The organism is Stenotrophomonas sp. GW821-FHT02D01, from assembly GCF_059421765.1.
Window position 1 is genome coordinate 270,566 of sequence record NZ_JBWKVP010000001.1, and the last position, 24,550, is coordinate 295,115.

A 24,550-nucleotide genomic window follows, 5' to 3' on the forward strand; every position below is an offset into this window, starting at 1 on the left:
GATCAGCCGCCGCGCGAGTTCTTCTTGCGGTCGCTTTCGGTCAGGAACTTCTTGCGCAGACGGATCTCCTTCGGGGTGATCTCGACCAGCTCGTCGTCTTCGATGAAGTCCAGGGCCTGTTCCAGCGAGTACTTGATCGCGGGGGTCAGCTGGATCGCATCGTCCTTGCCCGAAGCGCGCATGTTGGTCAGCGGCTTGGTCTTGATCGCGTTGACGGTCAGGTCGTTGTCCTTGGAGTGGATGCCGACCAGCTGACCTTCATACACGTTGTCGCCTTCAGCAGCGAACAGCTTGCCGCGTTCCTGCAGCGGGCCCAGCGAGTACGCGGGGGTGGTGCCCGGCGCATTGGCGATCATCACACCGTTGATGCGCTTGGCGATGGCGCCCTGTTCCTTCGGACCGTAATGGTCGAACACGTGGAACAGCAGGCCCGAGCCCTGGGTGAGGGTCTTGAACTCGTTCTGGAAGCCGATCAGGCCACGGGCCGGGATCTGGTATTCCAGGCGGACACGGCCCTTGCCGTCCGATTCCATGTTCTTCAGCTGGCCCTTGCGGGTGCCCAGCTTTTCCATCACGCCGCCCTGGTGGACTTCTTCGATGTCCACCACGAGCTGCTCGATCGGCTCCATGGCCTGGCCGTCGATCTGCTTGATGATCACTTCCGGGCGCGACACGGCCAGCTCGTAGCCTTCACGACGCATGTTCTCGATCAGCACCGACAGGTGCAGTTCGCCACGGCCGGAGACCAGGAACTTGTCGGCGTCTTCCAGCTGTTCGACCTTCAGGGCCACGTTGTGGACCTGCTCGCGGTCCAGACGGTCCTTGATCTGGCGGCTGGTCAGGAACTTGCCACCGGACAGGTCCTTGTTGCCGGCGAACGGCGAGTTGTTGACCTGGAAGGTCATCGAGATGGTCGGCTCGTCGACGGTCAGTGCCGGCAGGGCTTCCGGGGTTTCCGGGTGGCACAGGGTGTCGGAGATGGTCAGCTCCGGAATACCGGAGATGGCGACGATGTCACCGGCTTCGGCGGTGTCCTGCTCGATGCGCTCCAGGCCCAGGAAGCCCAGCACCTGGGCGACCTTGCCGTTGCGCTTCTTGCCTTCACGGTCGATCACCGCGACCTGCATGTTCTTCTTCAGGGTGCCGCGCTGGATGCGGCCGATGCCGATCACGCCCACGAAGTTGTTGTAGTCCAGCTGGCTGATGCGCATCTGGAACGGACCTTCCGGGTCCACTTCCGGCTTCGGCGCGTGCTGCATGATCGCTTCGTACAGCGGGGTCATGTCGCCGTCGCGCACGGTGTCTTCCAGGCCGGCGTAGCCGTTCAGGGCCGAGGCGTAGACGATCGGGAAGTCCAGCTGCTCATTGGTGGCGCCGAGCTTGTCGAACAGGTCGAAGACCTGGTCGATCACCCACTCCGGACGCGAGCCCGGACGGTCGACCTTGTTGACCACGACGATCGGCTTGAAGCCCATCGCGAAGGCCTTCTGGGTGACGAAGCGGGTCTGCGGCATCGGGCCGTCCATCGCGTCGACCAGGATCAGCACGGTGTCGACCATCGACAGCACGCGCTCGACCTCGCCGCCGAAGTCGGCGTGTCCGGGGGTGTCGACGATGTTGATCCGGTTCTTGATACCGGTCTTCTTGTCTTCCCAGGTGATGGCGGTGTTCTTGGCCAGGATGGTGATGCCGCGTTCCTTTTCCTGGTCGTTGCTGTCCATCACGCGCTCGGCGAGGACGGTACGCTCGGACAGGGTGCCGGACTGCTTCAGCAGCTGGTCGACCAGGGTGGTCTTGCCATGGTCGACGTGAGCGACGATGGCGATGTTGCGAAGGTTTTCGATGGACATACGAAAGGGGGCCAGTCGGCGCCGGATTTGGAAAAAGAAGTCCAACATTATACGTCGAACTTGACGATTGGCGAAAACCTGGATTTCAGGACTGCTGAGGCCCCCATTCAGCCTGCCCCCCGGCGCTGCCCGTCCGCAGGCTGAAGACCCTGCCTGCGCACATGGTCGAAGCCGCCCATGCCACGGGGGAGGTGTATCCTTATGGGGCTGATTACACACCCCGCATCCCAAGGATCTGCATGTCCCTCATCGCCACTTTCGACACCACCCAGGGCCCGATCAAGGTCGAGCTGTTCGCCGACAAGGCGCCGCTGACGGTCGCCAACTTCGTGAACCTGGTCAAGCGCGGCTTCTATGACGGCCTGATCTTCCACCGCGTGATCCCCGATTTCATGATCCAGGGCGGCTGCCCGCAGGGTCGTGGCACCGGCGGCCCGGGCTACAAGTTCGAAGACGAGAAGAATGGTGTGAAGCACCAGATCGGCTCGCTGTCGATGGCCAACGCCGGCCCGAACACCAATGGCAGCCAGTTCTTCATCACCCACATCAAGACCGATTGGCTGGACGGCAAGCACACCGTGTTCGGCCAGGTCCTGGAAGGCCAGGCGATCGTTGATTCGGTCAAGCAGGGCGACGTGATCCATTCGATCACCCTGGAAGGCGACACCGACGCCGTGCTCGCCGCCCAGGCAGAGCGCGTGGGTGAGTGGAACAAGATCCTCGCCGCCTGATCCAATACCCGGACGGCCCCCTGCAGAGGGGGCCGTTTCCATGTTGCGGCCGCCCCGCCAGGCCTGTCCCCGCCCGCGCGGCCATCTCCCACAACGCTACTTAGCTTCTTAGCAGAGGAAATCCCCATGAAAGCACCTGTTCGTGTTGCCGTGACCGGCGCCGCCGGCCAGATCGGCTACGCCCTGCTGTTCCGTATCGCCTCCGGTGAAATGCTGGGCAAGGACCAGCCGGTCATCCTGCAGCTGCTGGAGCTGCCGGTCGACAAGGCCCAGGCCGCCCTGAAGGGCGTGATGATGGAACTGGAAGACTGCGCGTTCCCGCTGCTGGCCGGCATGGTCGGTACCGACGACGCTGAAGTCGCCTTCAAGGACGCCGACATCGCCCTGCTGGTCGGCGCACGTCCGCGCGGCCCGGGCATGGAGCGCAAGGATCTGCTGCTGGAAAACGCGAAGATCTTCACCGCCCAGGGCGCCGCACTGAACAAGGTCGCCAAGCGTGACGTGAAGGTGCTGGTGGTCGGCAACCCGGCCAACACCAACGCCTACATCGCCATGAAGTCGGCGCCGGACCTGAACCCGCGCAACTTCACCGCCATGCTGCGCCTGGACCACAACCGTGCGCTGAGCCAGCTGTCGACCAAGCTCGGCAAGCCGGTCGCCGGCATGGAGAAGCTGGTGGTGTGGGGCAACCACAGCCCGACCATGTACCCGGACTACCGTTTCGCCACCGCCGATGGTGCGTCGATCGCCGATGCGATCAACGACCAGGAGTGGAATGCCAACACCTTCATCCCGACCGTCGGCAAGCGCGGCGCGGCGATCATCGAAGCCCGCGGCTCGTCCTCGGCAGCTTCGGCGGCCAACGCAGCGATCGACCACGTGCGTGACTGGGTGCTGGGCAGCAACGGCAAGTGGGTCACCATGGGCGTGCCGTCCGACGGTTCCTACGGCATTCCGGAAGGCGTGATCTTCGGCTTCGCGGTCACCACCGAGAACGGCGAGTACACCCTGGTCAAGGATCTGCCGGTCGACGACTTCAGCCAGAAGTACATCGACAAGACCCTGGCCGAGCTGGAAGAAGAGCGCGCCGGCGTCGCCCACCTGCTGGGTTGATGCGGTCGGTGCCGGCACCCTGCCGGCACCTTTCCATCAGGGTAGGTACCGGCCGTTGGCCGGTACGCAGGAAACGGGGAGGCTTCGGCTTCCCCGTTTTCGTATGGAGTACCTGGCAACGACATGATCCTTCTGCATTACATCGACGACGCGCTGCTGGTGGCCGAGAAGCCGGCCGGCCTGCTGTCCGTGCCCGGCCGCTCGGCGGAGAACCAGGACTGCGTGGTCGCACGGCTGCAGGCGGTGTATGCCGATGCGCTGACCGTGCATCGCCTGGACCAGGTCACCTCTGGCCTGCTGCTGCACGCGCGCGGCAAGGACATGCAGGTAGCGCTGTCGATGCAGTTCGAGAAGCGCCAGGTGGGCAAGCGTTATGAAGCCATCGTGCAGGGGCTGCTGGAAGATGATGCCGGTGAAGTGGACCTGCCGCTGATCGTCGACTGGCCGAACCGGCCCAAGCAGATGGTCGACCACGAACGCGGCAAGCCGGCACTGACCCGGTGGCGGGTACTGTCGCGTGACACCGCGGCGCAACGCACGGGCGTTGAACTGGAACCGGTCACCGGCCGCAGCCATCAGCTGCGCCTGCACATGGCCAGCCTGGGTCATCCGATCGTCGGCGACGTGCTGTATGGCGCAGAGGCCGCGCAGCGCGTGTGCCTGCATGCGCGGAAGCTGCAGTTCACTCACCCGGTGACGGGCGAGGCGCTCGCGTTCGAGTCTACGACTCCGTTCTAGAAAGGTAGGGTGTTCGGCAGGGCTGCGCCCTGCACCCTGCACCCGCGGTAGTGCCGGCCGCTGGCCGGCAACCTCAGCAGCAACAGCAACGGCAACAGCGGGGTTCCGTGGGATGGCGGGGCGGGTCCGGTTGCGGGGGACGCCGTAAACCCATCCCTGAGGGCTTGGCCGCGGCATCCATGCCGCGGACACCCCCGCAACCGGACCCACCCCGTCTTCGACAGATCTTCGGTGACGGATGGTCTATCCACGCTTTGCGATGGATCAAATCCATCGGAATCGAATATTTCGACAATTGAACGAAAAGCATCCACGCATGGCGTGGATCTACGTGTCGACCAAGGTCGACAGCTACCAACAGCAGCCCAACAGCAGCGGGAAATTGTCGAAGGCGGGGTGGGGCCGGTTGCGGGGGCGTGAGCGCCATGGATGGCGCGACCGAGCCTACATGGACGTATTCACGGCGTCCCCCGCAATCGGACCCACCCCGCCATCCCAAGGAATGCTTGCTGTTGCGGTTGCGGTTGCGGTTGCCGTTGCTTCGGCGGGTGCAGGGCGCAGCCCTGCCGGCAACACACCCCCTACCAAGGTAGGGCGGCCCACGCGCCAGCGCCGGACTATGCTCGAACCATGACTTTGTCTGGGAGGGCTGCGTCATGAACTACGAGGAAACCTACCGCCGTTCTATCGACGAGCCGGAGGCATTCTGGGGCGAGGAAGCCAAGCGCATCCATTGGCACACGCCGCCGCAACAGGTGCTCGACTACAGCAACCCGCCGTTCCGGCGCTGGTTCGTGGGTGGTGAAACCAACCTCTGCTACAACGCCGTCGACCGGCATCTGGCCGACCGCGCGGACCAGCTCGCACTGGTCGCCATCTCCACCGAAACCAACAGCACCCGCGAAATCACCTATCGCCAGCTGTATCGCGAAGTGAACGACTTCGCCGCCGTGCTGAAGCACCTTGGCGTCGGCCACGGCGACCGCGTGGTGATCTACATGCCGAACATGGCCGAGGCCGTGTTCGGCATGCTTGCCTGTGCACGTATCGGTGCGGTGCACTCGGTGGTGTTCGGTGGCTTCGCTGCGCACAACCTCGCGCTGCGCATCGACGATGCCAGGCCGAAGCTGCTGATCGCTGCCGATGCCGGCATGCGTGGCGGCAAGCTCATTCCGTACAAGGTGATGGTCGATGCCGCCTGCGCCGAAGCCAGCAGTCCGCCGCCGCACGTGCTGATCGTTTCGCGCGGGCTGGACCCGGCCGAGCCACGCATCGAAGGGCGCGACGTCGAGTACGCCACCCTGCGTGCGCAGATCGGGCAGACCGATGTGCCGGTGCAATGGCTGGAATCGAGCGAGCCCAGCTACCTGCTGTATACCTCCGGCACCACCGGCAAGCCGAAGGGCGTGCAGCGCGATGTCGGTGGCTATGCGGTGGCGATGGCACAGTCGATGCAGACCGTGTTCGACTGCAAGCCGGGACAGGTAATGTTCTCCACCTCCGATGTCGGCTGGGCCGTGGGCCATTCCTACAACGTGTATGGCCCGTTGATCGGCGGCTGCACCTCGCTGCTGTACGAAGGGCTGCCGACCAACCCCGATCCGGGCATCTGGTGGGCGCTGTGCGAGCAGTACAACGTGCGCACGATGTTCTCTTCGCCGACGGCGATCCGCGTGCTGAAGAAGCACGATGCCGATTTCATCCACCGCCACGACCTGGATGCGCTGAAGTATCTGTTCCTGGCCGGCGAGCCGCTGGACGAGCCGACCGCGCACTGGATCAGCGACGCGCTGGGCAAGCCGATCATTGACAACTACTGGCAGACCGAAACCGGTTGGCCGGCATTGACCCTGCTGCCTGGGCTGGACATGAAGCCAGTGCGGTTCGGCTCGCCCGGGTTCCCCAATCTCGGCTACCGGATGAAGGTGATCGACGAGAACACCGGTGAAGAGGTGGCTGCCGGGCAGAAGGGTGTGCTGGTGATGACGCCGCCGTTGCCGCCGGGCTGCATGAGCACGGTCTGGAATGACGACAGCCGCTTCCTGCAGAGCTACTTCAGCCACTTCAAGGAACTGCTGTACAGCTCGCTGGACTGGGCCATCCGCGATGACGATGGCTATACCTTCATCCTCGGCCGCACCGACGATGTGATCAACGTGGCCGGGCACCGTCTGGGCACGCGTGAGATCGAAGAGGCCATCTCCAGTCACCCGCGCGTGGCCGAGGCGGCGGTGATCGGGGTGAAGGACGAATTGAAGGGGCAGGTGCCGCTGGTGTTCGTCACCCTCAAGCAGGGGCTCGATGGCGAAGACCCGGCCGCAGTGGTGGCCGAGATGATGGCCACGGTGACCACCTCGCTGGGTGCGGTGGCGCGACCGGCGCACATCCATGTGGTCAACGCGCTGCCCAAGACCCGTTCGGGCAAGCTGCTGCGTCGCTCGCTGCAGGCATTGGCCGAGCAGCGCGACCCCGGCGACCTGTCGACGCTGGACGACCCGGGCGCGCTGGAAGAGATCCGCCGCGCGCTGGGACGCTGATCAGAGGTGGTACCGGCCGCTGGCCGGCAACCTCGGGATTGGCGGGCTGCCGGCCAGCGGCCGGCACTACCCCTCGGGCGAAGGACATGCGCTAAGCTCCGGCTGTCATCGACCTGCAACACGCGGTACGCGCCGGGGAACGCGCGTGCCATCCGGGGATGGCGAACAGGGGAGCGTGCCCGCAAGGGCGCGCATGCGTATCGCATCTTGGGAAGGGGGAGCTATGGCACTGCTGCATGCCAAGACGGCCGCTGGCCGCCAGGAAATCGAAGATCGTGCCCGTCGCCTGCCGGCGGCGCTGCGTTCGATCCTGTTGATGGTTGACGGCCAGCGCGATGAAAGCGAACTGCGCGGCTTGTTCGAAGGACTGCGCGCGCCGCCGGATGCGCTGCAGCAGCTGGTAGCACTTGGCCTGATCGAAGTGGTCGGCGGCAGGGCCGAACCTGTGCCGCAGCGCGGGCTGTGCAGCGGCCGTGAGCAGGATCCGGCGCTGTACCAGCAGTTGTACGACGCGATGAGCGATGCCGTGCGCCGCCATCTGGGCCTGAAAGGCTACTTCATGCAGTTGAAGATCGAGCGCTGTACCGACGCGGTCGCCCTGGAAAAACTGTGCCCGGAAATGATCGCCGCGATCGGCAAGGCACGCAGCCCGGCGCTGGCCCAGCGCTGGTGGCAGGAGATCCAGATCTCGATGGCACCGGTCACTGCCGAGGTCGTGCCCGGCTGACGCGCGGGGTAAAGTGGTCCGCTCTTTTCCCGCCCAGGAGCCCCGCATGCAGGACGACACCGATACCCCCGGTTGGGATGCGATCAATGCCGCGCTGGCACCGCTGTACGCGGGCCAGGAGCCGCGTCACTTCGGTACCGCGCTGCCGTACACGCTGGGTGGCCAGGATCCGCTCGACGGCATCAGCGTCTACTGGGCGGAATCACCGGTTCCGCATTGGCACTACGTCACCTACGGCCTGTCAGAACTGTATGCAAAAGAGAGCAGTGATGCGGCCACCAGTGGCTATGGTTTCGAGCTGACGTTCCGCCTGGCTGCGGACAAGGGGGAGGATGCAGGCAGCACGCCGCCTGCGTGGCCGATGAATCTGCTGCAGAATCTGGCGCGCTATGTGTTCAGCAGCGGCAATGTGTTCGAGGATGGCCACCACCTCAACGCCAATGGCCCGATCGCGCTGGAGACCGACACCCGTCTCTGCCATCTGGCATTCGTTGCCGACCCGCAGTTGCCACCGCGCGACACTGCCAACGGGCAACTGCAGTTCCTGCAGGTGGTGGGGCTGACCGACGAGGAAATGGACGCGATCAAGCGCTGGTCCACGCGCGGTGTCCTGCAGGTGCTTGAGGAAGCGATGCCGCTGTGGATCACCGATCTGCATCGCGGCAATCTGCTGGACGATCCGGCGCTGGCCGAGCGGGTGGAGGCCGGCAGCGAGCGTGAGGGGTCCAGTACCGGCATGTTGTTCATCGAGACGCTGGACTGGCGGCAGACGGCGGGTATCACCACGCTGGTGCTGGGGGCCGGGCAGGTCGGCAGTGTGGGTGAGCTGCTGCCACTGCGCCTGCGCCACGGCAAGGCACTGACGCTGGTCAGCCGCGAACGGCAATGGGAGTTCATGCCGGCCACCGATGGCGCGGTCGCGGTCGAGGACGACAACGTGCGCTGGGTACTGGACGACGCGGCGTTGCAGGCCTGGCATGACGTGCGGCCGCAACGCGGGACCTACCCGGTGTCGAATACGTTGCAGGTTGAAGTGGTGCCGACGTTCCTGCGCGATGCGAAGGGCGAAGTGATCCGCGAAATCGGCTGACCGCGCCGATGGCACCAATGGGGTCGGAGCCGCCTGCTGCGCAGACGTATCCGACCCCGGTTCCATCAGGCCAGGCCTTCGGCCTTCAGCACCGCCTGCACGCCCGGATCGGCGTCCATGCGCGCCTTGTAGGCGGCCAGGTTGTCCAGGCCCGACAGGTCGATCTTGGTGCCGGCCGCCCAGCGCAGGGTGATGTAGAAGTAGGGATCGGCGAAGCTGCGGAAGCCGGCCAGCCACGGCTTGTCGGCCAGCTGCCTGTCGGCGGTCTCGAACAGGGCGCGCAGGCGCTTGTGCGCGGCGGCGCGGATCGCGTCGTACTGGCCTTCATCGGCGATGAACTTGCCCGGCGCGAACAGCGGCGAGAACGCCGGGTGCACGTCGGAGTTGACGAAGGCCAGCCAGCGGGTGGCTTCAGCGCGCTGGCGCGGGCTGCCATCGCCGCCGAGACCGGCCTGCGGGTAGCTGTCGGCGATGTAGCCCATGATCGCCGCGTTCTGCACCAGTACGAAGTCGCCATCGACGATCGCCGGTACCGCGCCGGCCGGATTGATCTTGAGGAATTCCGGACCCTTCAGGGTGTCCTTGTTCAGCAGTTCAACCTCGAACGGCTGGCCGGTCCACTGCAGGGCGATGTGGTCGGCGGTGGAACAGGCACCGGGCTTGCTGTACAGCTTCATGGGAACTCCAGGCGGGGTGTGGCGGGAAACCACCACTATCCCAGAGCCCAGCTGCACGCGGCAACGCTGCCACCGGCAACGGATCGTTACGACTGCCGGGGCTTGAGGTTCTGCACTTTGTAGAAGGTGTGATCGCCGATGGTGGCCACCTGGTAGGCGTTGCGCCAGTTCGGGCTGGCGATGGCCAGCGCAGCGAAGTGGCTGGCGCCAGGCACGATCTCGCGGCGCTCGCCGGCTGGCAGCGCCCAGTTGCGCTCGGCGTCGAAGGCCACGTCCATCGCCTCACTCCACGCCGCATCGTTGCCCAGCTGGGTGCCGGGGGAGACGATGGTGGGGGCGAACTGCTTGCGCGCGGTCACCACCTGGCACATCGAGTCGCCCCACAGGCCACTGTCGAGGCGACGCAGGGCGACTTCGGCCACCGCCTGCTGGCCACGCAGGGTCTGGTCGCGGGCTTCCAGGTAAACGGTGGTGCTCAAACACAATGAATCAGCGGCCGGCTGCGGCAGCAACTGCGACAGCCAGAGAATCCAGGCCAGTTTCATATAACTCCTTGCTCCGTGTGGGACGCACCTGGCGGTTCCGGCAGCGCAGGCTGCTGGAGGCGGGGTACGACTTGGCGTCATGGGGAGGCGGCCATCGGGGCTGCCCCGTGGGCGGCCCCAAGAACACGATCGTGGATCGATCGGCGGGGGCCGCACCGGCTCACCGGAAACTGGCTGGTGAGCAGAAGTCGGCGCAAGGTAGGGGGGGATTGCCGAACGCATCCTGAATCGTCCGGCTTGACATTCAGCTTGGGGGCCGGTGACGGAAATCACATTCCGGCCCCCATTCAGGTGCTCATCAGAGGGCGGCGGCGAGCCGGCTGCCCTGATCGATCGCACGTTTCGCATCGAGTTCGGCGGCCACGTCTGCACCACCGATCAGGTGTGGGGCGATGCCAGCAGCCTGCAGTTCGGCCTGCAGCGCGCGCTGCGGTTCCTGGCCGGCACAGATCACCACGTGGTCGACCGGCAGCAGCTGTTCGCTGCCGTCCACGCGGATGCGCAGGCCCGCATCGTCCACGCCCAGGTACTCGACACCACCCAGCATGCGCACGCCCTTGGCCTTCAGCGTGGCGCGGTGGATCCAGCCGGTGGTCTTGCCCAGGCGTGCACCGGGCTTTCCGGCACTGCGCTGCAGCAGCCACAGCCTGCGCGGCGACGCCTCCACGGCCGGGTGGGCCAGTGCACCGCGGGCCTCGAAGGTGGCATCCACGCCCCATTCGGCCATCCAGCGTTGCGGGTCCAGCGATGGCGAGGGGCCGTCATGGGCAAGGAACTCGCCGACATCGAAGCCGATGCCACCGGCGCCGATGATGGCGGCGCTGCCACCGACCTCGACCCGGCCCAGCAGCACATCCAGGTAGTTGACCACCTTGGCGTGGTCGGCACCGGGGAAGTCGACCTTGCGCGGCAGGATGCCGGTGGCCAGTACGACCTCGTCGAAGCCGGCCAGGCTGGCCGCGTCGGCACGGGTGCCCAGGCGCAGCTGCACGCCGGTCTCGCCCAGCTTGTGGCGGAAGTAGCGCAGGGTCTCGTGGAACTCTTCCTTGCCGGGAATGCGCTTGGCCACGTTGAACTGGCCACCGATCTCCTCGCTGGCGTCGAACAGGGTGACCTGGTGGCCGCGTTCGGCAGCGACCGTAGCGCAGGCCAGGCCGGCCGGGCCGGCGCCGACCACGGCCACCCGCTTCGGTGCGGTGGTCGGGGTGTAGACCAGCTCGGTCTCGTGGGCGGCACGCGGGTTGACCAGGCAACTGGCCAGCTTGTTTTCGAACACATGGTCCAGGCAGGCCTGGTTGCAGGCGATGCAGGTGTTGATGGCCTCGGCACGGCCGGCGCGGGCCTTGTTCGGCCACTGCGGGTCGGCCAGCAGCGGACGGGCCAGCGACACCATATCGGCACCGCCATCGGCGAGGATGCGTTCGGCGACATCGGGCATGTTGATGCGGTTGGTCGCCACCAGCGGCAACGACACATGCGGCTTGAGCTTGGCGGTGACCGCGGCGAATGCGCCACGCGGTACCGAGGTGGCAATGGTCGGAATGCGCGCTTCATGCCAGCCGATGCCGGAATTGAGGATCGTCGCACCGGCGGCCTCGATGGCCTGGGCCTGCTGCACGATCTCTTCCCAGTTGCTGCCGTCTTCGACCAGGTCGACCAGCGACAGGCGGTAGATGATGATGAAATCCGGGCCGCAGGCTTCGCGGATGCGGCGCACGATCTCCACCGCGAAGCGCATGCGCTGTGCGGCATCACCGCCCCAGCGATCGTTGCGCTTGTTGGTGCGCGGGGCGATGAACTCGTTGATGAGGTAACCCTCCGAGCCCATCACTTCCACGCCGTCGTAGCCGGCTTCGCGGGCCAGCTTCGCGCTGCGTGCATAGTCGGCGATGTGCCGCTCGACGCCGCTGGCCGACAAGGCGCGCGGGGTGAACGGATTGATCGGCGCCTTCAGCTTCGACGGCGCTACCGACAGCGGGTGATAGGCGTAGCGCCCGGCATGCAGCAGCTGCAGGCAGATCTTCGCGCCGTGCTGGTGCGCAGCGGCGGTCAGCTGCCGATGCGGGCGCACTTCCCAAGGCCAGGACAGCTTGCCGCCGAACGGCTTGAGCCAGCCGACCACGTTCGGCGCGAAACCACCGGTGACGATCAGGCCGACGCCACCCTCGGCGCGCTCTGCGAAGTAGGCGGCCAGGCGCGGGAAGTCGCGTGCGCGGTCCTCCAGGCCGGTATGCATCGAGCCCATCAGCACCCGGTTGCGCAGCTGGGTGAAGCCCAGGTCCAGCGGGGAGAACAGGTGGGGGTAGGCGCTTTCGTTGGCTGGCGACATGTCGATACGCTTGCGTACGGAAGCGCGAAGGGTGCCGCGAAACGGCTCCCGGGGCAAGGGCTGCCTCGCGCTCGGTGGCGCCGGGCCATGCCCGGCCTACCGGTCAGCTCAGGGCGATTGCGGTTGCCGGCCAGCGGCCGGCACTACCGGTGTGCGGCCGATCCCGAACCAGCCAAGCGTGACCCCGCACAACGGTCCGATCAGCAACGCGAAGGCGAGCGTGCCGACGCCGACATTGCCGCCCAGCCACCACCCCAGCAGCAGCACGCTGCCTTCGATCAGGCTGCGCACCTTCCAGATCGGCCAGCCGGTGCGCGCGTGCAGTCCGGTCATCAGGCCATCGCGCGGGCCAGGGCCGAGCTTGGCGCCGATGTACAGGCCGGTGGCCAGCGCCACCAGCAGCATGCCGGCGCAGAACGTCGCCACCTGCCAGCCGAGACCGACGGCCGGGGGCAGCAGCCACAGTCCGAACTGGGCCGAAGGGCCGATCAGCATCACGTTGAGCACGGTACCGACACCGGGCTTCTGCCGCAGCGGCCACCACAGCAGCAGTACCAGCGCGCCGATCACGTTGGTGGCCAGGCCGAACGACAACGGGGTCTGTGCAGCAATGCCCTGCGACAGCACATCCCACGGCGCGACACCGATGGCGGCGCGGATCATCAGCGAGGCGCCGAAGCCATAAAGGAACAGACCGATGATCAGTTGCAGCAGGCGCAGGGGCAGGGCGGTGGGCATGACGGGCTCGGGGGAGGGGGATCTGTTTCCACCCTATCCCCGAAACAGGCCGTTCAATAGATACAGATGCCGGCCAATCCACTGCGACAGGCTGTGGGTGGTGAATCAGTCGTCCCAGCCGGCCAGCGCCAGCTTGCCGATGGTGCGGCCGCCGGCCAGACGTTGATGCGCGACGTCCAGGTTGGCCGCATTGATCGGGCCCAGCACTTCGCTCAGCGTGCCGCGCAACTGGCCCGCGTCGATCATGCTGGCGGCGCGGTTGAGGATGCGGTGCTGCTCAATGCGGTCGGCGGTGGCAAAGCGCGCGCGGGCGAACATGAATTCCCAATGGATGCCGATGCACTTGGCCTTGTAGGGATCGCCGATGCGCAGCGGGCCGCGGGGTTCCACGATCAGGCCTACATGTCCCTGTGGTGCCAGCAGCTGGCCCAGTTCGTCCCAGTAGTGATCGGTGTCGGCCAGGTTGAGTGCCACCTGCACTTCGTCGACGCCAAGCGCCTGCAGCTGCGGCAACAGGGGCTGGCGATGGTCGATGACATGCTGGGCGCCCATCCGCCGGCACCAGTCGATCGAGGCTTCACGCGAGGCGGTGGCAATGACCTCAAACCCCGCGTGGTGGGCCAGCTGGATCGCCATCGAGCCGACGCCGCCGGCACCACCGATCACCAGCAGGCGCTGGCCGGCGTGGCGGCGATCATCTAGCTGCAGGGGCATGCGCTGGAACAGCAGTTCCCAGGCAGTAAGGGTGGTCAGCGGCAGCGCGGCCGCTTCGGCGAAATCGAGGGTGGTCGGTTTGCGTGCCACCAGCCGCTCATCCACCAGCTGGTACTGCGCATTGCAGCCAGGGCGGGTGACATCTCCTGCGTAGTAGACCTCGTCACCGGAGGCGAACAGGCTGGCCTCCTCGCCCATCGCTTCGACCACCCCTGCCGCGTCCCAGCCGAGAATGCGCGGGGTATCCAGCGACGCGGCCGGTGTAGCTGCACGCAGCTTCCCGTCGACGGGATTGGCGGAAAGTGCTTGGACACGGATCAGCAGGTCACGGCCACGCGGCGGCTGCGGCGGTGGCAGCACCAGATCGCGCAGGGCAGGGGCGGAGTCACGGCACAGGGCGACGGCTTTCATTGCAGCTCCAGCTCGGTTCCTGTCTGCATCATAAGGTTCCTCACCTCGATGGGCGCGCGCTGAACCGCTTTGGGATAACCCGCGCCAAATCTGACGCATCTGGCCGTTAAACCCTTCCAAACCCTTGTGGTGCGTGGGTCTTGCGGATTTTCATCATCCTGTATAGGGTTTCAACGTCGGACCGGTGGCCGGTCGTGCGCGGCGCTTCACATGTTACGGGACTGTTAACATGACCTTCACCCGCCTGAGCATAATGTTCGCGGCGGTGGCGTGCTGAATCGGCTGTCTGAACATCGACGCAGTAGTGCTGGCCCATGCCTCTACCGGTTTCATACCCCCGAAATAGGAGCTGTACTCAATGAACAAGAAGATCCTTACTGCCGCGCTGCTGGGCGGTCTGGCTTTCGCCCAGGCTGCGTCGGCGCAGGAGTTCGATGACCGCTGGTACCTGACCGGTTCGGCCGGCTTCAACTTCCAGGACAACGACCGCCTGACCAACGACGCTCCGTTCGTGACCCTGGGTCTGGGCAAGTTCATCAGCCCGAACTGGTCGCTGGATGGTGAGCTGAACTACCAGAACCCGAACTTCGACGCCAACCAGGATCAGAACTGGTCGCAGTACGGCGTGTCGTTCGATCTGCGTCGCCACTTCATCAAGGAAGGCCGCGGCTGGAACCCCTACATCGTGGGCGGCCTGGGCTACCAGAAGTCTGAAGAAGAGTACGCAGCTGGCCCGAACGGCCCGGCCGACCGCAAGGACGGCAACCTGGCTGCCAAGCTCGGCGTCGGCCTGCAGACCACCTTCGACAAGCGCGTTGCTGTCCGCGCCGAAGTGGCCTACCGCGCTGACTTCGACGACCAGAGCATCGCCGCGCGCGACGAAAGCTGGTTCGGCGACGTGCTGGCTTCGGTCGGCGTCGTGATTCCGCTGGGCCCGGCCCCGGTGGCTGCTGCTCCGGCTCCGGCTCCGGTTGCCCCGAGCTGCGCCGACCTGGATGACGACGGTGACGGCGTCAACAACTGCGACGACAAGTGCCCGAACTCGCAGCCGGGTCAGACCATCGGTCCGGACGGTTGCCCGGTGCCGGTCTCGATCGACCTGAAGGGCGTGAACTTCGACTTCGACAAGTCGAACCTGCGTCCGGACGCTGTGGCCATCCTGAGCGAAGCCACCGAGATCCTGAAGCGTTACCCGGATCTGCGCGTTGAAGTTGCCGGTCACACCGACTCGAAGGGTACCGACGCTTACAACCAGAAGCTGTCGGAGCGTCGTGCTACCGCGGTGTACAACTACCTGACCAAGAACGGCGTCGACGCTGGCCGTCTGGCCGGTCCGATCGGCTACGGCGAGAGCCGTCCGATTGCGCCGAACACCAACCCGGATGGTTCGGACAATCCGGAAGGTCGCGCCAAGAACCGTCGTACCGAGCTGAACGTCCAGAACTAAGTTCTGACGCTCTGCCAGTAAGACACAGCAGGACCCGGCTTCGGCCGGGTCTTGTTGTTTGTACGGTCCGCAATGATGAATCAGCGCTGGAATAGTGACCGTTCGTCGGTAATTTGCTTATTAAACCAATGAGTTGCCGTATTCATTGAAAGTGGCGCTTGAAAGATGACGCGGCATTGCTAAACTCGCCGCGTCACTTCCTTTCGTGGATGCCCTCATGCTGCGCTCTGCATCGGCTGCCGTTCTGGCGCTGGCCCTGGTTCCTGCTGCTCACGCTGCGGTCGATTGCTCGGTCAACACCAGCGCTTCGCCGCTGCCGTTGCCGGCCACGGCCGTCGCCCCGGTGGCCGACGAGCTGTACATCCGCAGCAGCCAGCTGGGCATGTCCAGCGGCGTGCTGGGCAGCAGCTACGATCCGTCGCAGTCGCTGGACCAGGTGTTGCAGCGCTTGCGCATCGATGGCTGCCAGAACATCGCCAAGGCGATTCCGAGCGCGCCGGCGGTGAAGCCGAATGATCCGGCCGCGTACAAGCCGCAGACCGAGTTCGACAACACGCCGTGGCGCTTCGACATGAGCCAGAACGGCAAGCGCATGACCGCCGAAGAGTTCGACGCCTGGATGAAGGCGCGCGGCGTACGCGTGGTCAAGGCGCGTCCGGTTCCGGCAGCCACCCCGGCCGCAGCCGAAGTGCCGGCTGAGACCAAGCCGGTCGACAAGAAGTAAGCGCGGCGGGGAGCAGAGGCTTGCGCACGCGCCGCCCACCTGCCGCCCCCGCTGCCCGCTCCCACGCTGCGCGTGGGCGTGCGAATCCCCCTGCGGTTTCCGCTGGCGTGCGCCATGGCCTGGCGCGCGTGCTGTCCAAGGCCGGTGTGTGCTCGCGCAGCGAGGCCGCGCGCTGGATCGCCGATGGACGCGTTCGTGTCGCCGGGCGCATCGTCCGTGATCCGGAATTCCCGATTGCCAGCCCGGCGCCACCGATCGAGGTCGACGGCCAGCCGATGGGCGCACCGCAACGTCTGTACCTGATGCTCAACAAACCGCGCGGGGTGGTCACCACAGTGCAGGATGAGCGTGGCCGCGACACCGTGTACCGCTGCTTCGATGGTGCCGGCCTGCCGTGGATCGCCCCGGTCGGTCGCCTGGACAAGGCCAGTGAAGGCCTGTTGCTGTTCAGCAATGATCCGCAGTGGGCTGCGCGCCTGACTGATCCGCAGACCGGCCCGCACAAGACCTACCACGTGCAGGTCGATCGCCTGCCCGACGAGGACACCCTGGCCGCGCTGCGCGCCGGTGTCGAAGACGAGGGCGAGTTCCTGCTTGCCCTGGCCGTGCGCGTGCTGCGCAGCGGCGACAAGACCGCCTGGCTGGAGGTGGTCCTCGACGAGGGCCGCAACCGCCATATCCGTCGCCTGCTGGCGGCCTTCGACCTGCAGGTGCTGCGCCTGGTCCGCGTTGCGATCGGAGAGCTCACGCTCGGCGATCTCGGCAAGGGCCAGTGGCGGGCGCTGGAGGTCAGCGACCAGCAGCGGCTGGGGGCCGCTGCACCGGGCTGAGTGATGCCCACGGCCGGCGCTTGCCGGCCACCGTTCCAGGCGTAGGGGGCGCCTGGTTGTCGAATGTCCAGAACGGAGCCTGCCATGTATCACCCGACCCTCAAGCAAACCCTGCGCTGCGCCAGCCTGTTGTTGCCGATCGTGCTGTTGACGGCCTGCGGCGGCCAAAAGAAGGCGGCCAAGGCCGATCGCCCGGCCGAAACCCCGGTGGTTGAAGTAAAGACCCCGGAGCTGGATGGCCGCGGCAGCTATCGCTTCATGATGAGCAACGGCGACCAGAAGATGACCGCCGACCAGTTCGATGCCTGGATGAAAGCCAATGGCATCCGCGTTGCCAAGGGCAACGGGCAGGACGCTGCCGCCAAGCCGGTGGTGGTCGCCAGCAAGGACGAGCCCAAGGACAAGAAGAAAAAGAAGAAATAAGGCCTGGCAGGTGCCGACCTTGGTCGGCACGCCCTGATGGGTAGCGCCGGGCCCGTGCCCGGCGAGCGCATGGCGCGGCTATCGGGAAACCGCCGGGCATGGCCCGGCGTTATCCGTGGGTGATCAGCCCTTGATCACGCCCAGCTCGACGCCGATGCGGGTGAATGCATCGATCGCGCGGTCCAGGTGCTCGCGGCTGTGCGCGGCGCTGATCTGGGTGCGGATGCGGGCCTGGCCCTTGGGCACCACCGGGAAGAAGAAACCGATCGCATAGATGCCTTCTTCCAGCAGGCGCTCGGCGAACTTCTGCGCCAGCGGTGCGTCGTACAGCATCACTGGGCTGATCGGGTGCACGCCCGGCTTCACGTCGAAGCCGGCAGCGGTCATCTTCTCGCGGAAGTAGGTGGTGTTGGCGGCCAGGGTGCTGCGCAGGTCATCAGCCGCGGCCAGCATCTCGAACGCCTTGATGCCGGCAGCGACCACGTGCGGCGGCAGCGAGTTGGAGAACAGGTACGGGCGCGAGCGCTGGCGCAGCAGCTCGATCACTTCGGCGCTGGCGCAGGTGAAACCGCCCAGTGCGCCGCCCATGGCCTTGCCCAGGGTGCCGGTGATGATGTCGATCTTCTCCAGCACGCCCTTCACCTCGGCCGAGCCGCGGCCGGTCGCGCCGAGGAAGCCGGTGGCGTGGCATTCGTCGATGTGCACCAGCGCGTTGTACTTCTTTGCCAGTGCGGTGATCTCGTCCAGCGGCGCGATGAAGCCGTCCATCGAGAACACGCCGTCGGTGGTGATCAGCTTGGTCTTGCAGCCGGCCGCATCGGCGGCCTGCAGCTGCGCTTCCAGGTCGGCCATGTCGCAGTTGGCGTAGCGGAAGCGCTTGGCCTTGCACAGGCGCACGCCGTCGATGATCGAGGCATGGTTCAGTGCATCGGAAATGATCGCGTCGTTCTCGCCCAGCAGCGGTTCGAACAGGCCGCCGTTGGCGTCGAAGCAGGCCGCGTACAGGATGGTGTCCTGCTTGCCGAAGAAGTCGGCGATCTGCTTCTCCAGCTGCTTGTGCAGGTCCTGGGTGCCGCAGATGAAGCGTACCGAGGCCATGCCGAAACCATGGCTGTCCAGCGCGTCCTTCGCGGCCTGGATCAGATCCGGATGGTCGGCCAGGCCGAGGTAGTTGTTGGCGCAGAAATTCAGCACCTTGCGGCCGTCTTCCAGGGTGATCTCGGCGGACTGCGGGCTGGTGATGATCCGCTCGGACTTGAACAGGCCCTGGGCGCGGATGGCGTCCAGTTCCTCAGCATAGTGGCGGGTCAGGGCGGAGGAGTCGGTCATGGCGTGGGCACGGCTCAGCACGGGAAACCGCTGATTCTACCGGGCATCGACGGCTGCGGACCGGGCCGGATGGGGCACCGCCATGGCCGGCACATGTTGCATCGCAATAGCAAACGGGTTAAAAATTCGTGAACCGGGGCTGTCTGGCTCCGGTCGCTGCGCCCGCTGCAGATCCCGCCTTCCACGCCACCGCCCCCACCGGAGACGCTCATGAAGCACGCCCGTGCCTGCCTCGCCATTGCCGCCGCCCTGACCCTCGCGCCGTTCGCCGCCAGCGCCCAGGACAACGAATCTCCGTACAGCTGGAACGTCACCGCCGTCTCGGACTACCTGTTCCGTGGTGTGTCGCAGACCGATGAGGATCCGACCCTGCAGGCCGGCTTCACCTACACCAGCCCGGTGGGCCTGTATGCCGGTGTCTGGGGCTCGGGCGTGGACTTCGGTCCGGGCGATCCGAAGACCGAGGTCGACTACCTGATCGGCTACGGCGTGGACGTCACCGAGCGCGTCAACTTCGACGTGCTGCTGAACCGCTACACCTACCTCAAGTCCAGCCACCAGAACTACAACGAGCTGATCACCACCACCACGCTGGACGACACCTACAAGCTGACGGTGGCCTACAGCAACGATGTGTGGAACAGCAGCACCGACGGCTGGTACTTCGGCCTGGGTGGCAGCTGGGGCCTGCCGAAGGACTTCACGCTCAACGCCAACGTCGGCCGCAGCACCTTCGAGGACAGTATCGCCAAGGACTACACCGACTGGAACGTCGGCGTCGCCCGCCAGTTCGGCCTGTTCAATGTCGGCCTGGGTTACTACGGCACCGATGGCAACGGCCGCGACAACTCCGGCAAGCTGGCCCACAGCCGGGTGATGCTGAGCGTGGCCGTAGGCAAGTAACGCCGCAGGCGTTACGGTAGGTGCCTGGCTTGCCTGGCACGCTTCACGAAAAAGGCGCCCAATGGGCGCCTTTTTCGATTCCGCAGCGTTCTTGATCCCATCTGGGGGAGAGCCCCCTTGTTGTTCAAGGGGGCGCGCCGACGGCGCGGGGATAAGGAAACCTGCGGGGGAATTGACCCGAAGGGTCAATTCCAGCTGAGGACCACCTTGCCGGCCTTGCCTTCTTCCATCAGGTCGAAGCCCTTCTGGAAGTCGTCGATCGGCAGCTGGTGGGTCATCACCTTGCCAAGCGGGAAGCCGGACAGCACCAGCTGGGTCATCTTGTACCAGGTCTCGTACATCTTGCGGCCGTAGATGCCCTGCACGGTCAGGCCCTTGAAGATGATCTTGTCCCAGTCGCAGCCGGCGCCCTTGGGCATGATGCCGAGCATGGCGATCTTGCCGCCGTGGTACATGCAGTCGAGCATGTCGTTGAACGCGCGCGGGTTGCCGCTCATTTCCAGGCCCACGTCGAAGCCCTCCATGTGCAGTTCCTTCATCACGTCCTTGAGCGACGTGTTGGCGACGTTGACCACGCGGGTGGCGCCCATGTCGGCGGCCAGCTTCAGGCGGAAGTCGTTGACGTCGGTCACCACCACGTTGCGCGCACCGATGTGCTTGCAGATGCCCGCCGCGATGATGCCGATCGGGCCGGCGCCGGTGATCAGCACGTCTTCGCCGATGACGTTGAATTCCAAGGCGCAGTGCGCGGCATTGCCGTACGGGTCGAAGAAGGCAGCCAGCTCGGAGGGGATCTGGTCGGGAATCGGCCACAGGTTGCTGGCCGGCATCACCATGTATTCGGCGAACGCGCCGTTGACGTTGACGCCGATGCCGACGGTGTTCGGGCACAGGTGCTGACGACCGCCTCGGCAGTTGCGGCAGTGGCCGCAGACGATGTGGCCTTCGGCCGACACGCGCTGGCCGATCTCGTAGCCGGTCACGCCCGGGCCGATCTCTGCGATGCGGCCGACGAACTCATGGCCGATGGTCAGGCCCGGCTTGATCGTGCGCTGGCTCCATTCGTCCCACAGGTAGATATGCAGGTCGGTGCCGCAGATCGCGGTCTTTTCCAGCTTGATCAGGACCTGGTTGGGGCCCGGGGTCGGCACCGGAACCTCTTCCATCCAGATGCCCTTGGCCGCTTCGCGCTTGACCAGGGCCTTCATCGTTTGCTGCGCCATCGGGGTGGAACTCATCAGGGGGAAAGCGCGGATTATAGGGCGCCACGCGGATTTCCCATGTTGCGCTGCGGGTGCAGTGGTGGAACGAAAGCAGTGCGCAGGCGGGCGTTTCGAACGTACTGCAGACAGCAGCGCCTTCCTGATTCGGAGGGAGGGGGCGTGGTCACCCTGGCCGGGACACGCAAAAGCCCCTCCATGGTGCTCGATGGCGCCTTGCTCGTGCGCGCTGTCCTGCGCACACGGCAAGACCGGGGTTGGGCGTCCTGCCCAACCCGCCAGTCGCATGCGCCCGGCCCATGGCGCCAACGGTCCCGGCCAGGGTGACCACGCCCCCTCTGGACGGTTCCCGTGCGCGCGGCCGACCTGCGCGCGGTGGAGCGAGGTGGGGCCATGACTTCCGGGGTTCGGGCCGGGGCAGGGCGGCGGGCTACAATCGAGGGTTCCACTACCAGGGGCCGCTCCATGCGCTCGAACCTGCTTGCATTCTCCGTCGTCGCCAGCCTTGGGCTGGTCCAGGTCGCCCATGCCGCTGAAGGCATGTGGGTGCCGCAGCAGCTGCCGGAAATCGCCGGCCCGCTGCAGAAGGCCGGGCTCAAGCTGTCGCCGGAACAGCTGGCCAACCTGACCGGTGACCCGATGGGCGCGGTGGTCGCGCTGGGCGGCTGCACCGCCAGCTTCGTCTCCCCGCAGGGCCTGGTGGTCACCAACCACCACTGTGCCTACGGTGCGATCCAGCTGAACTCGACCGCACAGAAAAACCTGATCAAGGACGGCTTCAACGCGCCCAAGCTCAGTGATGAACTGAGTGCTGGCCCGAATGCCCGCGTGTTCGTGCTCGACCAGATCACCGACGTCACCGCCCAGGCCAAGGCGGCCATCGCCGGCGCCGGCAAGGATCCGCTGGCCCGCAGCCGCGCGCTGGATGCTTTCGACAAGGCCCAGGTCGCCGCGTGTGAAGCCGATGCCGGCTTCCGCTGCCGCCTGTATTCGTTCTCCGGCGGCAATACCTACCGCCTGTTCCGCAACCTGGAAATCAAGGACGTGCGCCTGGTCTATGCACCTCCGGGCAGCGTCGGCAAGTTCGGCGGCGACGTCGACAACTGGATGTGGCCGCGCCACACCGGTGATTTCTCGTTCTACCGTGCCTACGTCGGCAAGGACGGCAAGCCGGCGGCGTTCTCGGCCGACAACGTGCCCTACCAGCCCAAGCACTTCCTGAAGTTCGCCGATACGCCGCTGGGCGCCGACGACTTCGTGATGGTGGCCGGCTACCCGGGCCGCACCAACCGTTACGCGCTGGCCGGTGAGTTCAACGAGACCGCCAGCTTCACCTACCCGACCATTGCCCGCCACTACAACGCGGTGCTGAAGATGATCGCCGATGCCGGCAAGGCCGACGCCGACGTCAAGGTGAAGTACGCCGCCACCGCCGCCAGCATGAACAACGTGGCCAAGAACTACCTGGGCCAGCTGGAAGGCTTCAAGCGCATCGATGCCGCCGGCCAGAAGCAGGCCGAAGAAGCGGCGGTGCTGGCCTGGCTGAAGAAGCAGGGCGCTGCCGGCAAGCCGGCGCTGGCTGCGCACGCGCAGCTGCTGCAGCACCTGGATACCAGCAAGTCGACACGCGAGCGCGACCTGTTCGTCGGCCAGTTCAACAACACCTCCGCAGTGGGCGCGGCGATCACCCTGTACCGCCTGTCGATCGAGCGCAGCAAGCCTGACGCCGAGCGCGAAGCGGGTTACCAGGACCGCGACCTGACCACCATCGAGGGCAGCCTGAAGCAGATGGATCGCCGCTACGTGGCGAAGATGGACCAGCAGCTGCAGACCTACTGGCTGGACCAGTACGTGGCCCTGCCGGCCGCCCAGCGCGACAACGAGGTGCTGAACACGTGGTTGGCCGGCAGCGATGCCACTGCGGTGAAGTCGCTGGTGACCAAGCTGGGCGGCACCGGACTGGGCAGCCTGGACAACCGCCTGACGTGGTTCAAGGCCGATCGCGCTGCGTTTGAAGCCAGCAATGACCCGGCCATCCAGTACGCGGTGGCCGTCATGCCGGCGCTGCTGAAGCAGGAAGAGCAGAAGAAGATCCGCGAGGGCGAATCGCTGACCGCTCGTCCGCTGTACCTGCAGGCCGTGGCCGACTACAAGAAGAGCCAAGGCGAGTTCGTCTATCCCGATGCCAACCTGTCGCTGCGCATCACCTTCGGCAACGTGATGGGCTATGGTAAGGACGGCGTGAAGTACACCCCGTTCACCACCCTGGAAGGTGTTGCGGCGAAGGAAACCGGTGAGGATCCGTTCGACTCGCCGAAGGCACTGCTCGATGCGGTCAAGGCCAAGCGTTACGGCGGTCTGGAAGACAAGCGGATCGGTTCGGTACCGGTGAACTTCCTGTCCAATCTGGACATCACCGGCGGCAACTCCGGTTCGCCGGTGCTCGATGCCAACGGCAAGCTGGTCGGCCTGGCCTTCGACGGCAACTGGGAGTCGGTCAGCTCCAACTGGGTGTTCGACCCGGTGATGACCCGCATGATCGCCGTCGACAGCCGCTACATGCAGTGGATCATGCAGGAAGTGGCGCCGGCGCCGCAGCTGCTGAAGGAACTGAACCTGGCCAAATAATCCGGTTGCGGTAGTGCCGGCCGCTGGCCGGCAACCTCGACCAGATAGCCGGAGTTCCTGAAACCCCGCGACGTCTGTCGCGGGGTTTTTTCATGCCCCGTCCGGCCCGGTCCGCCGAACAGGTATCATCCCTGTTCCGCGCACTTCACAGGATGTGAACATGCGCCGGAACTCCTCCCCCAAGGACCCCTTGTTCGCATGCGCATCCTGCTTGCCCGTCACGGCGAAACGCCGTGGAACGCCGAAGGCCGCTACCAGGGCCAGATCGACATCCCGCTTTCGCCCATCGGTGAGGCCCAGGCCCAGGCGCTTGGCGCCCGCTTGGTTTCGGTGGACATCACCCGTGCGGTGGCCTCGCCGCTGTCGCGCGCCCAACGCACCGCGCAACTGGCCCTGGGTGCTGCACGCGCCGACATGCTGCTGACCGAGCCGGAACTGCAGGAGATCGCCCACGGTGAGTGGGAAGGTCTGCTGGCCAGCGAAATCAACGAAAAAGACCCGTCGCGCCTGCAGGCGTGGCGCAATGAACCGGACACCGTGCTGATGCCGGGCGGCGAATCGCTGCGCCTGGTGCTGGAGCGCAGCTGGCGCGGCCTGGCCCGTGCCGCCGAAGGCCTTGGCGAACACGACACCCTGCTGGTGGTTGCCCACGACGCAGTCAATCGGGTGATCCTGTGCAAGGTGCTGGGCCTGCCGTTGTCGCGGCTGTGGACCTTCCGCCAGGCGCCGACCACGCTCAACCTGCTTGAAGGCGCCGACCTGGACAGCCTGGAAGTGGTGCGCCTGAACGACTGCGCCCACCACACGCCGTTCTTCGGCGAAGCCAAGCACCGCGCACTCTGAATT

General features: G+C 65.8%; 21 protein-coding genes. 13 read left to right on the forward strand and 8 right to left on the reverse strand.

The features are described from left to right. Positions 1 to 2: 2 nt before the first annotated feature. The gene (gene typA, locus AC07UW_RS01220) at positions 3 to 1,850 is read right to left on the reverse strand and encodes a translational GTPase TypA (protein WP_025879437.1); all 1,848 of its coding nucleotides are present in this window, start codon (positions 1,848 to 1,850) and stop codon (positions 3 to 5) included. 239 nt (positions 1,851 to 2,089) lie between these two features. Between typA and AC07UW_RS01225 the strand changes: the two genes are divergently transcribed. From AC07UW_RS01225 to AC07UW_RS01250, 6 genes are all read left to right on the forward strand, one after another. After that, a complete protein-coding gene (locus tag AC07UW_RS01225; RefSeq protein ID WP_025879436.1) occupies positions 2,090 to 2,581 on the forward strand; it encodes a peptidylprolyl isomerase in 492 nt (163 codons plus the stop codon). Between the two features lie 126 nt (positions 2,582 to 2,707). Next, positions 2,708 to 3,694, forward strand: coding sequence for a malate dehydrogenase (locus AC07UW_RS01230; protein ID WP_025879435.1), 987 nt, complete (start codon positions 2,708 to 2,710; stop codon positions 3,692 to 3,694). Between the two features lie 123 nt (positions 3,695 to 3,817). Further along, complete coding sequence (locus AC07UW_RS01235; protein WP_495211249.1) at positions 3,818 to 4,432, forward strand: RluA family pseudouridine synthase; 615 nt, start codon at positions 3,818 to 3,820, stop codon at positions 4,430 to 4,432. Between the two features lie 656 nt (positions 4,433 to 5,088). Further along, on the forward strand, positions 5,089 to 6,969 hold the full coding sequence (gene prpE, locus AC07UW_RS01240) for a propionate--CoA ligase (protein WP_495211250.1): 1,881 nt from the start codon (positions 5,089 to 5,091) through the stop codon (positions 6,967 to 6,969). A 223-nt stretch (positions 6,970 to 7,192) separates the two neighbouring features. Beyond that, a complete protein-coding gene (locus AC07UW_RS01245) occupies positions 7,193 to 7,696 on the forward strand; it encodes a hypothetical protein (RefSeq protein ID WP_495211251.1) in 504 nt (167 codons plus the stop codon). 46 nt (positions 7,697 to 7,742) lie between these two features. Further along, the gene (locus tag AC07UW_RS01250) at positions 7,743 to 8,786 is read left to right on the forward strand and encodes a suppressor of fused domain protein (protein ID WP_495211252.1); all 1,044 of its coding nucleotides are present in this window, start codon (positions 7,743 to 7,745) and stop codon (positions 8,784 to 8,786) included. Between the two features lie 65 nt (positions 8,787 to 8,851). On the opposite strand, the gene AC07UW_RS01255 is transcribed toward AC07UW_RS01250, so the two are convergent. From AC07UW_RS01255 to AC07UW_RS01275, 5 genes are all read right to left on the reverse strand, one after another. Continuing rightward, entirely contained in the window at positions 8,852 to 9,463 is a 612-nt protein-coding gene (locus tag AC07UW_RS01255) for a glutathione S-transferase N-terminal domain-containing protein (protein WP_333623010.1), read from the reverse strand. An 86-nt stretch (positions 9,464 to 9,549) separates the two neighbouring features. Further along, positions 9,550 to 10,008 (reverse strand): cell wall hydrolase, encoded by a 459-nt coding sequence (locus AC07UW_RS01260; RefSeq protein WP_025878087.1) that lies wholly within the window; start codon positions 10,006 to 10,008, stop codon positions 9,550 to 9,552. Between the two features lie 298 nt (positions 10,009 to 10,306). Then, positions 10,307 to 12,337: an FAD-dependent oxidoreductase gene (locus tag AC07UW_RS01265; protein ID WP_495211253.1), complete on the reverse strand. Its 2,031-nt coding sequence runs from the start codon at positions 12,335 to 12,337 to the stop codon at positions 10,307 to 10,309. Positions 12,338 to 12,445: 108 nt separating this feature from the next. Further along, positions 12,446 to 13,075, reverse strand: coding sequence for a membrane protein YczE (gene yczE, locus AC07UW_RS01270; RefSeq protein ID WP_336025076.1), 630 nt, complete (start codon positions 13,073 to 13,075; stop codon positions 12,446 to 12,448). 105 nt (positions 13,076 to 13,180) lie between these two features. Continuing rightward, positions 13,181 to 14,200 carry a zinc-binding alcohol dehydrogenase family protein gene (locus tag AC07UW_RS01275; protein WP_495211254.1) on the reverse strand — a complete coding sequence of 340 codons (1,020 nt, stop codon included), beginning with the start codon at positions 14,198 to 14,200 and terminating at the stop codon, positions 13,181 to 13,183. Positions 14,201 to 14,558: 358 nt separating this feature from the next. On the opposite strand from AC07UW_RS01275, the gene AC07UW_RS01280 reads away from it, so the two are divergent. The 4 genes from AC07UW_RS01280 to AC07UW_RS01295 all read left to right on the forward strand — a co-directional run bounded on the left by AC07UW_RS01280 (position 14,559) and on the right by AC07UW_RS01295 (position 17,624). Further along, entirely contained in the window at positions 14,559 to 15,647 is a 1,089-nt protein-coding gene (locus AC07UW_RS01280) for an OmpA family protein (RefSeq protein ID WP_176021648.1), read from the forward strand. Positions 15,648 to 15,864: 217 nt separating this feature from the next. Continuing rightward, positions 15,865 to 16,371, forward strand: a complete 507-nt coding sequence (locus AC07UW_RS01285) for a hypothetical protein (RefSeq protein WP_025878093.1) — start codon at positions 15,865 to 15,867, stop codon at positions 16,369 to 16,371. Positions 16,372 to 16,391: 20 nt separating this feature from the next. Next, positions 16,392 to 17,201 carry a pseudouridine synthase gene (locus tag AC07UW_RS01290; RefSeq protein ID WP_025878094.1) on the forward strand — a complete coding sequence of 270 codons (810 nt, stop codon included), beginning with the start codon at positions 16,392 to 16,394 and terminating at the stop codon, positions 17,199 to 17,201. Positions 17,202 to 17,285: 84 nt separating this feature from the next. Next, positions 17,286 to 17,624 carry a hypothetical protein gene (locus AC07UW_RS01295; protein ID WP_495211255.1) on the forward strand — a complete coding sequence of 113 codons (339 nt, stop codon included), beginning with the start codon at positions 17,286 to 17,288 and terminating at the stop codon, positions 17,622 to 17,624. 123 nt (positions 17,625 to 17,747) lie between these two features. On the opposite strand, the gene kbl is transcribed toward AC07UW_RS01295, so the two are convergent. Beyond that, the gene (kbl, locus tag AC07UW_RS01300; protein WP_059066100.1) at positions 17,748 to 18,953 is read right to left on the reverse strand and encodes a glycine C-acetyltransferase; all 1,206 of its coding nucleotides are present in this window, start codon (positions 18,951 to 18,953) and stop codon (positions 17,748 to 17,750) included. A 210-nt stretch (positions 18,954 to 19,163) separates the two neighbouring features. On the opposite strand from kbl, the gene AC07UW_RS01305 reads away from it, so the two are divergent. Continuing rightward, positions 19,164 to 19,856 carry a TorF family putative porin gene (locus AC07UW_RS01305; RefSeq protein WP_495211256.1) on the forward strand — a complete coding sequence of 231 codons (693 nt, stop codon included), beginning with the start codon at positions 19,164 to 19,166 and terminating at the stop codon, positions 19,854 to 19,856. A 185-nt stretch (positions 19,857 to 20,041) separates the two neighbouring features. On the opposite strand, the gene tdh is transcribed toward AC07UW_RS01305, so the two are convergent. Continuing rightward, entirely contained in the window at positions 20,042 to 21,064 is a 1,023-nt protein-coding gene (gene tdh / locus AC07UW_RS01310; protein ID WP_099819385.1) for an L-threonine 3-dehydrogenase, read from the reverse strand. A 477-nt stretch (positions 21,065 to 21,541) separates the two neighbouring features. Here tdh and AC07UW_RS01315 point away from each other — a divergent pair, with 477 nt between their 5' ends. Next, a complete protein-coding gene (locus AC07UW_RS01315) occupies positions 21,542 to 23,704 on the forward strand; it encodes a S46 family peptidase (protein WP_223494327.1) in 2,163 nt (720 codons plus the stop codon). A gap of 198 nt (positions 23,705 to 23,902) precedes the next feature. Next, on the forward strand, positions 23,903 to 24,547 hold the full coding sequence (locus AC07UW_RS01320; protein ID WP_223494328.1) for a histidine phosphatase family protein: 645 nt from the start codon (positions 23,903 to 23,905) through the stop codon (positions 24,545 to 24,547). The last annotated feature ends 3 nt before the right edge of the window (positions 24,548 to 24,550 follow it).

Coding starts and splice junctions, on each gene's coding strand:
- AC07UW_RS01280 (WP_176021648.1), top strand. CDS start 14,559: ATGAACAAGAAGATCCTTACTGCCGCGCTGCTGGGCGGTCTGGCTTTC.
- AC07UW_RS01245 (WP_495211251.1), top strand. CDS start 7,193: ATGGCACTGCTGCATGCCAAGACGGCCGCTGGCCGCCAGGAAATCGAA.
- yczE (WP_336025076.1), bottom strand. CDS start 13,075: ATGCCCACCGCCCTGCCCCTGCGCCTGCTGCAACTGATCATCGGTCTG.
- AC07UW_RS01295 (WP_495211255.1), top strand. CDS start 17,286: ATGTATCACCCGACCCTCAAGCAAACCCTGCGCTGCGCCAGCCTGTTG.
- AC07UW_RS01305 (WP_495211256.1), top strand. CDS start 19,164: ATGAAGCACGCCCGTGCCTGCCTCGCCATTGCCGCCGCCCTGACCCTC.
- AC07UW_RS01265 (WP_495211253.1), bottom strand. CDS start 12,337: ATGTCGCCAGCCAACGAAAGCGCCTACCCCCACCTGTTCTCCCCGCTG.
- kbl (WP_059066100.1), bottom strand. CDS start 18,953: ATGACCGACTCCTCCGCCCTGACCCGCCACTATGCTGAGGAACTGGAC.
- tdh (WP_099819385.1), bottom strand. CDS start 21,064: ATGAAGGCCCTGGTCAAGCGCGAAGCGGCCAAGGGCATCTGGATGGAA.
- AC07UW_RS01260 (WP_025878087.1), bottom strand. CDS start 10,008: ATGAAACTGGCCTGGATTCTCTGGCTGTCGCAGTTGCTGCCGCAGCCG.
- AC07UW_RS01285 (WP_025878093.1), top strand. CDS start 15,865: ATGCTGCGCTCTGCATCGGCTGCCGTTCTGGCGCTGGCCCTGGTTCCT.
- AC07UW_RS01275 (WP_495211254.1), bottom strand. CDS start 14,200: ATGAAAGCCGTCGCCCTGTGCCGTGACTCCGCCCCTGCCCTGCGCGAT.
- AC07UW_RS01250 (WP_495211252.1), top strand. CDS start 7,743: ATGCAGGACGACACCGATACCCCCGGTTGGGATGCGATCAATGCCGCG.
- AC07UW_RS01255 (WP_333623010.1), bottom strand. CDS start 9,463: ATGAAGCTGTACAGCAAGCCCGGTGCCTGTTCCACCGCCGACCACATC.
- AC07UW_RS01320 (WP_223494328.1), top strand. CDS start 23,903: ATGCGCATCCTGCTTGCCCGTCACGGCGAAACGCCGTGGAACGCCGAA.
- AC07UW_RS01225 (WP_025879436.1), top strand. CDS start 2,090: ATGTCCCTCATCGCCACTTTCGACACCACCCAGGGCCCGATCAAGGTC.
- typA (WP_025879437.1), bottom strand. CDS start 1,850: ATGTCCATCGAAAACCTTCGCAACATCGCCATCGTCGCTCACGTCGAC.
- AC07UW_RS01235 (WP_495211249.1), top strand. CDS start 3,818: ATGATCCTTCTGCATTACATCGACGACGCGCTGCTGGTGGCCGAGAAG.
- prpE (WP_495211250.1), top strand. CDS start 5,089: ATGAACTACGAGGAAACCTACCGCCGTTCTATCGACGAGCCGGAGGCA.
- AC07UW_RS01230 (WP_025879435.1), top strand. CDS start 2,708: ATGAAAGCACCTGTTCGTGTTGCCGTGACCGGCGCCGCCGGCCAGATC.
- AC07UW_RS01315 (WP_223494327.1), top strand. CDS start 21,542: ATGCGCTCGAACCTGCTTGCATTCTCCGTCGTCGCCAGCCTTGGGCTG.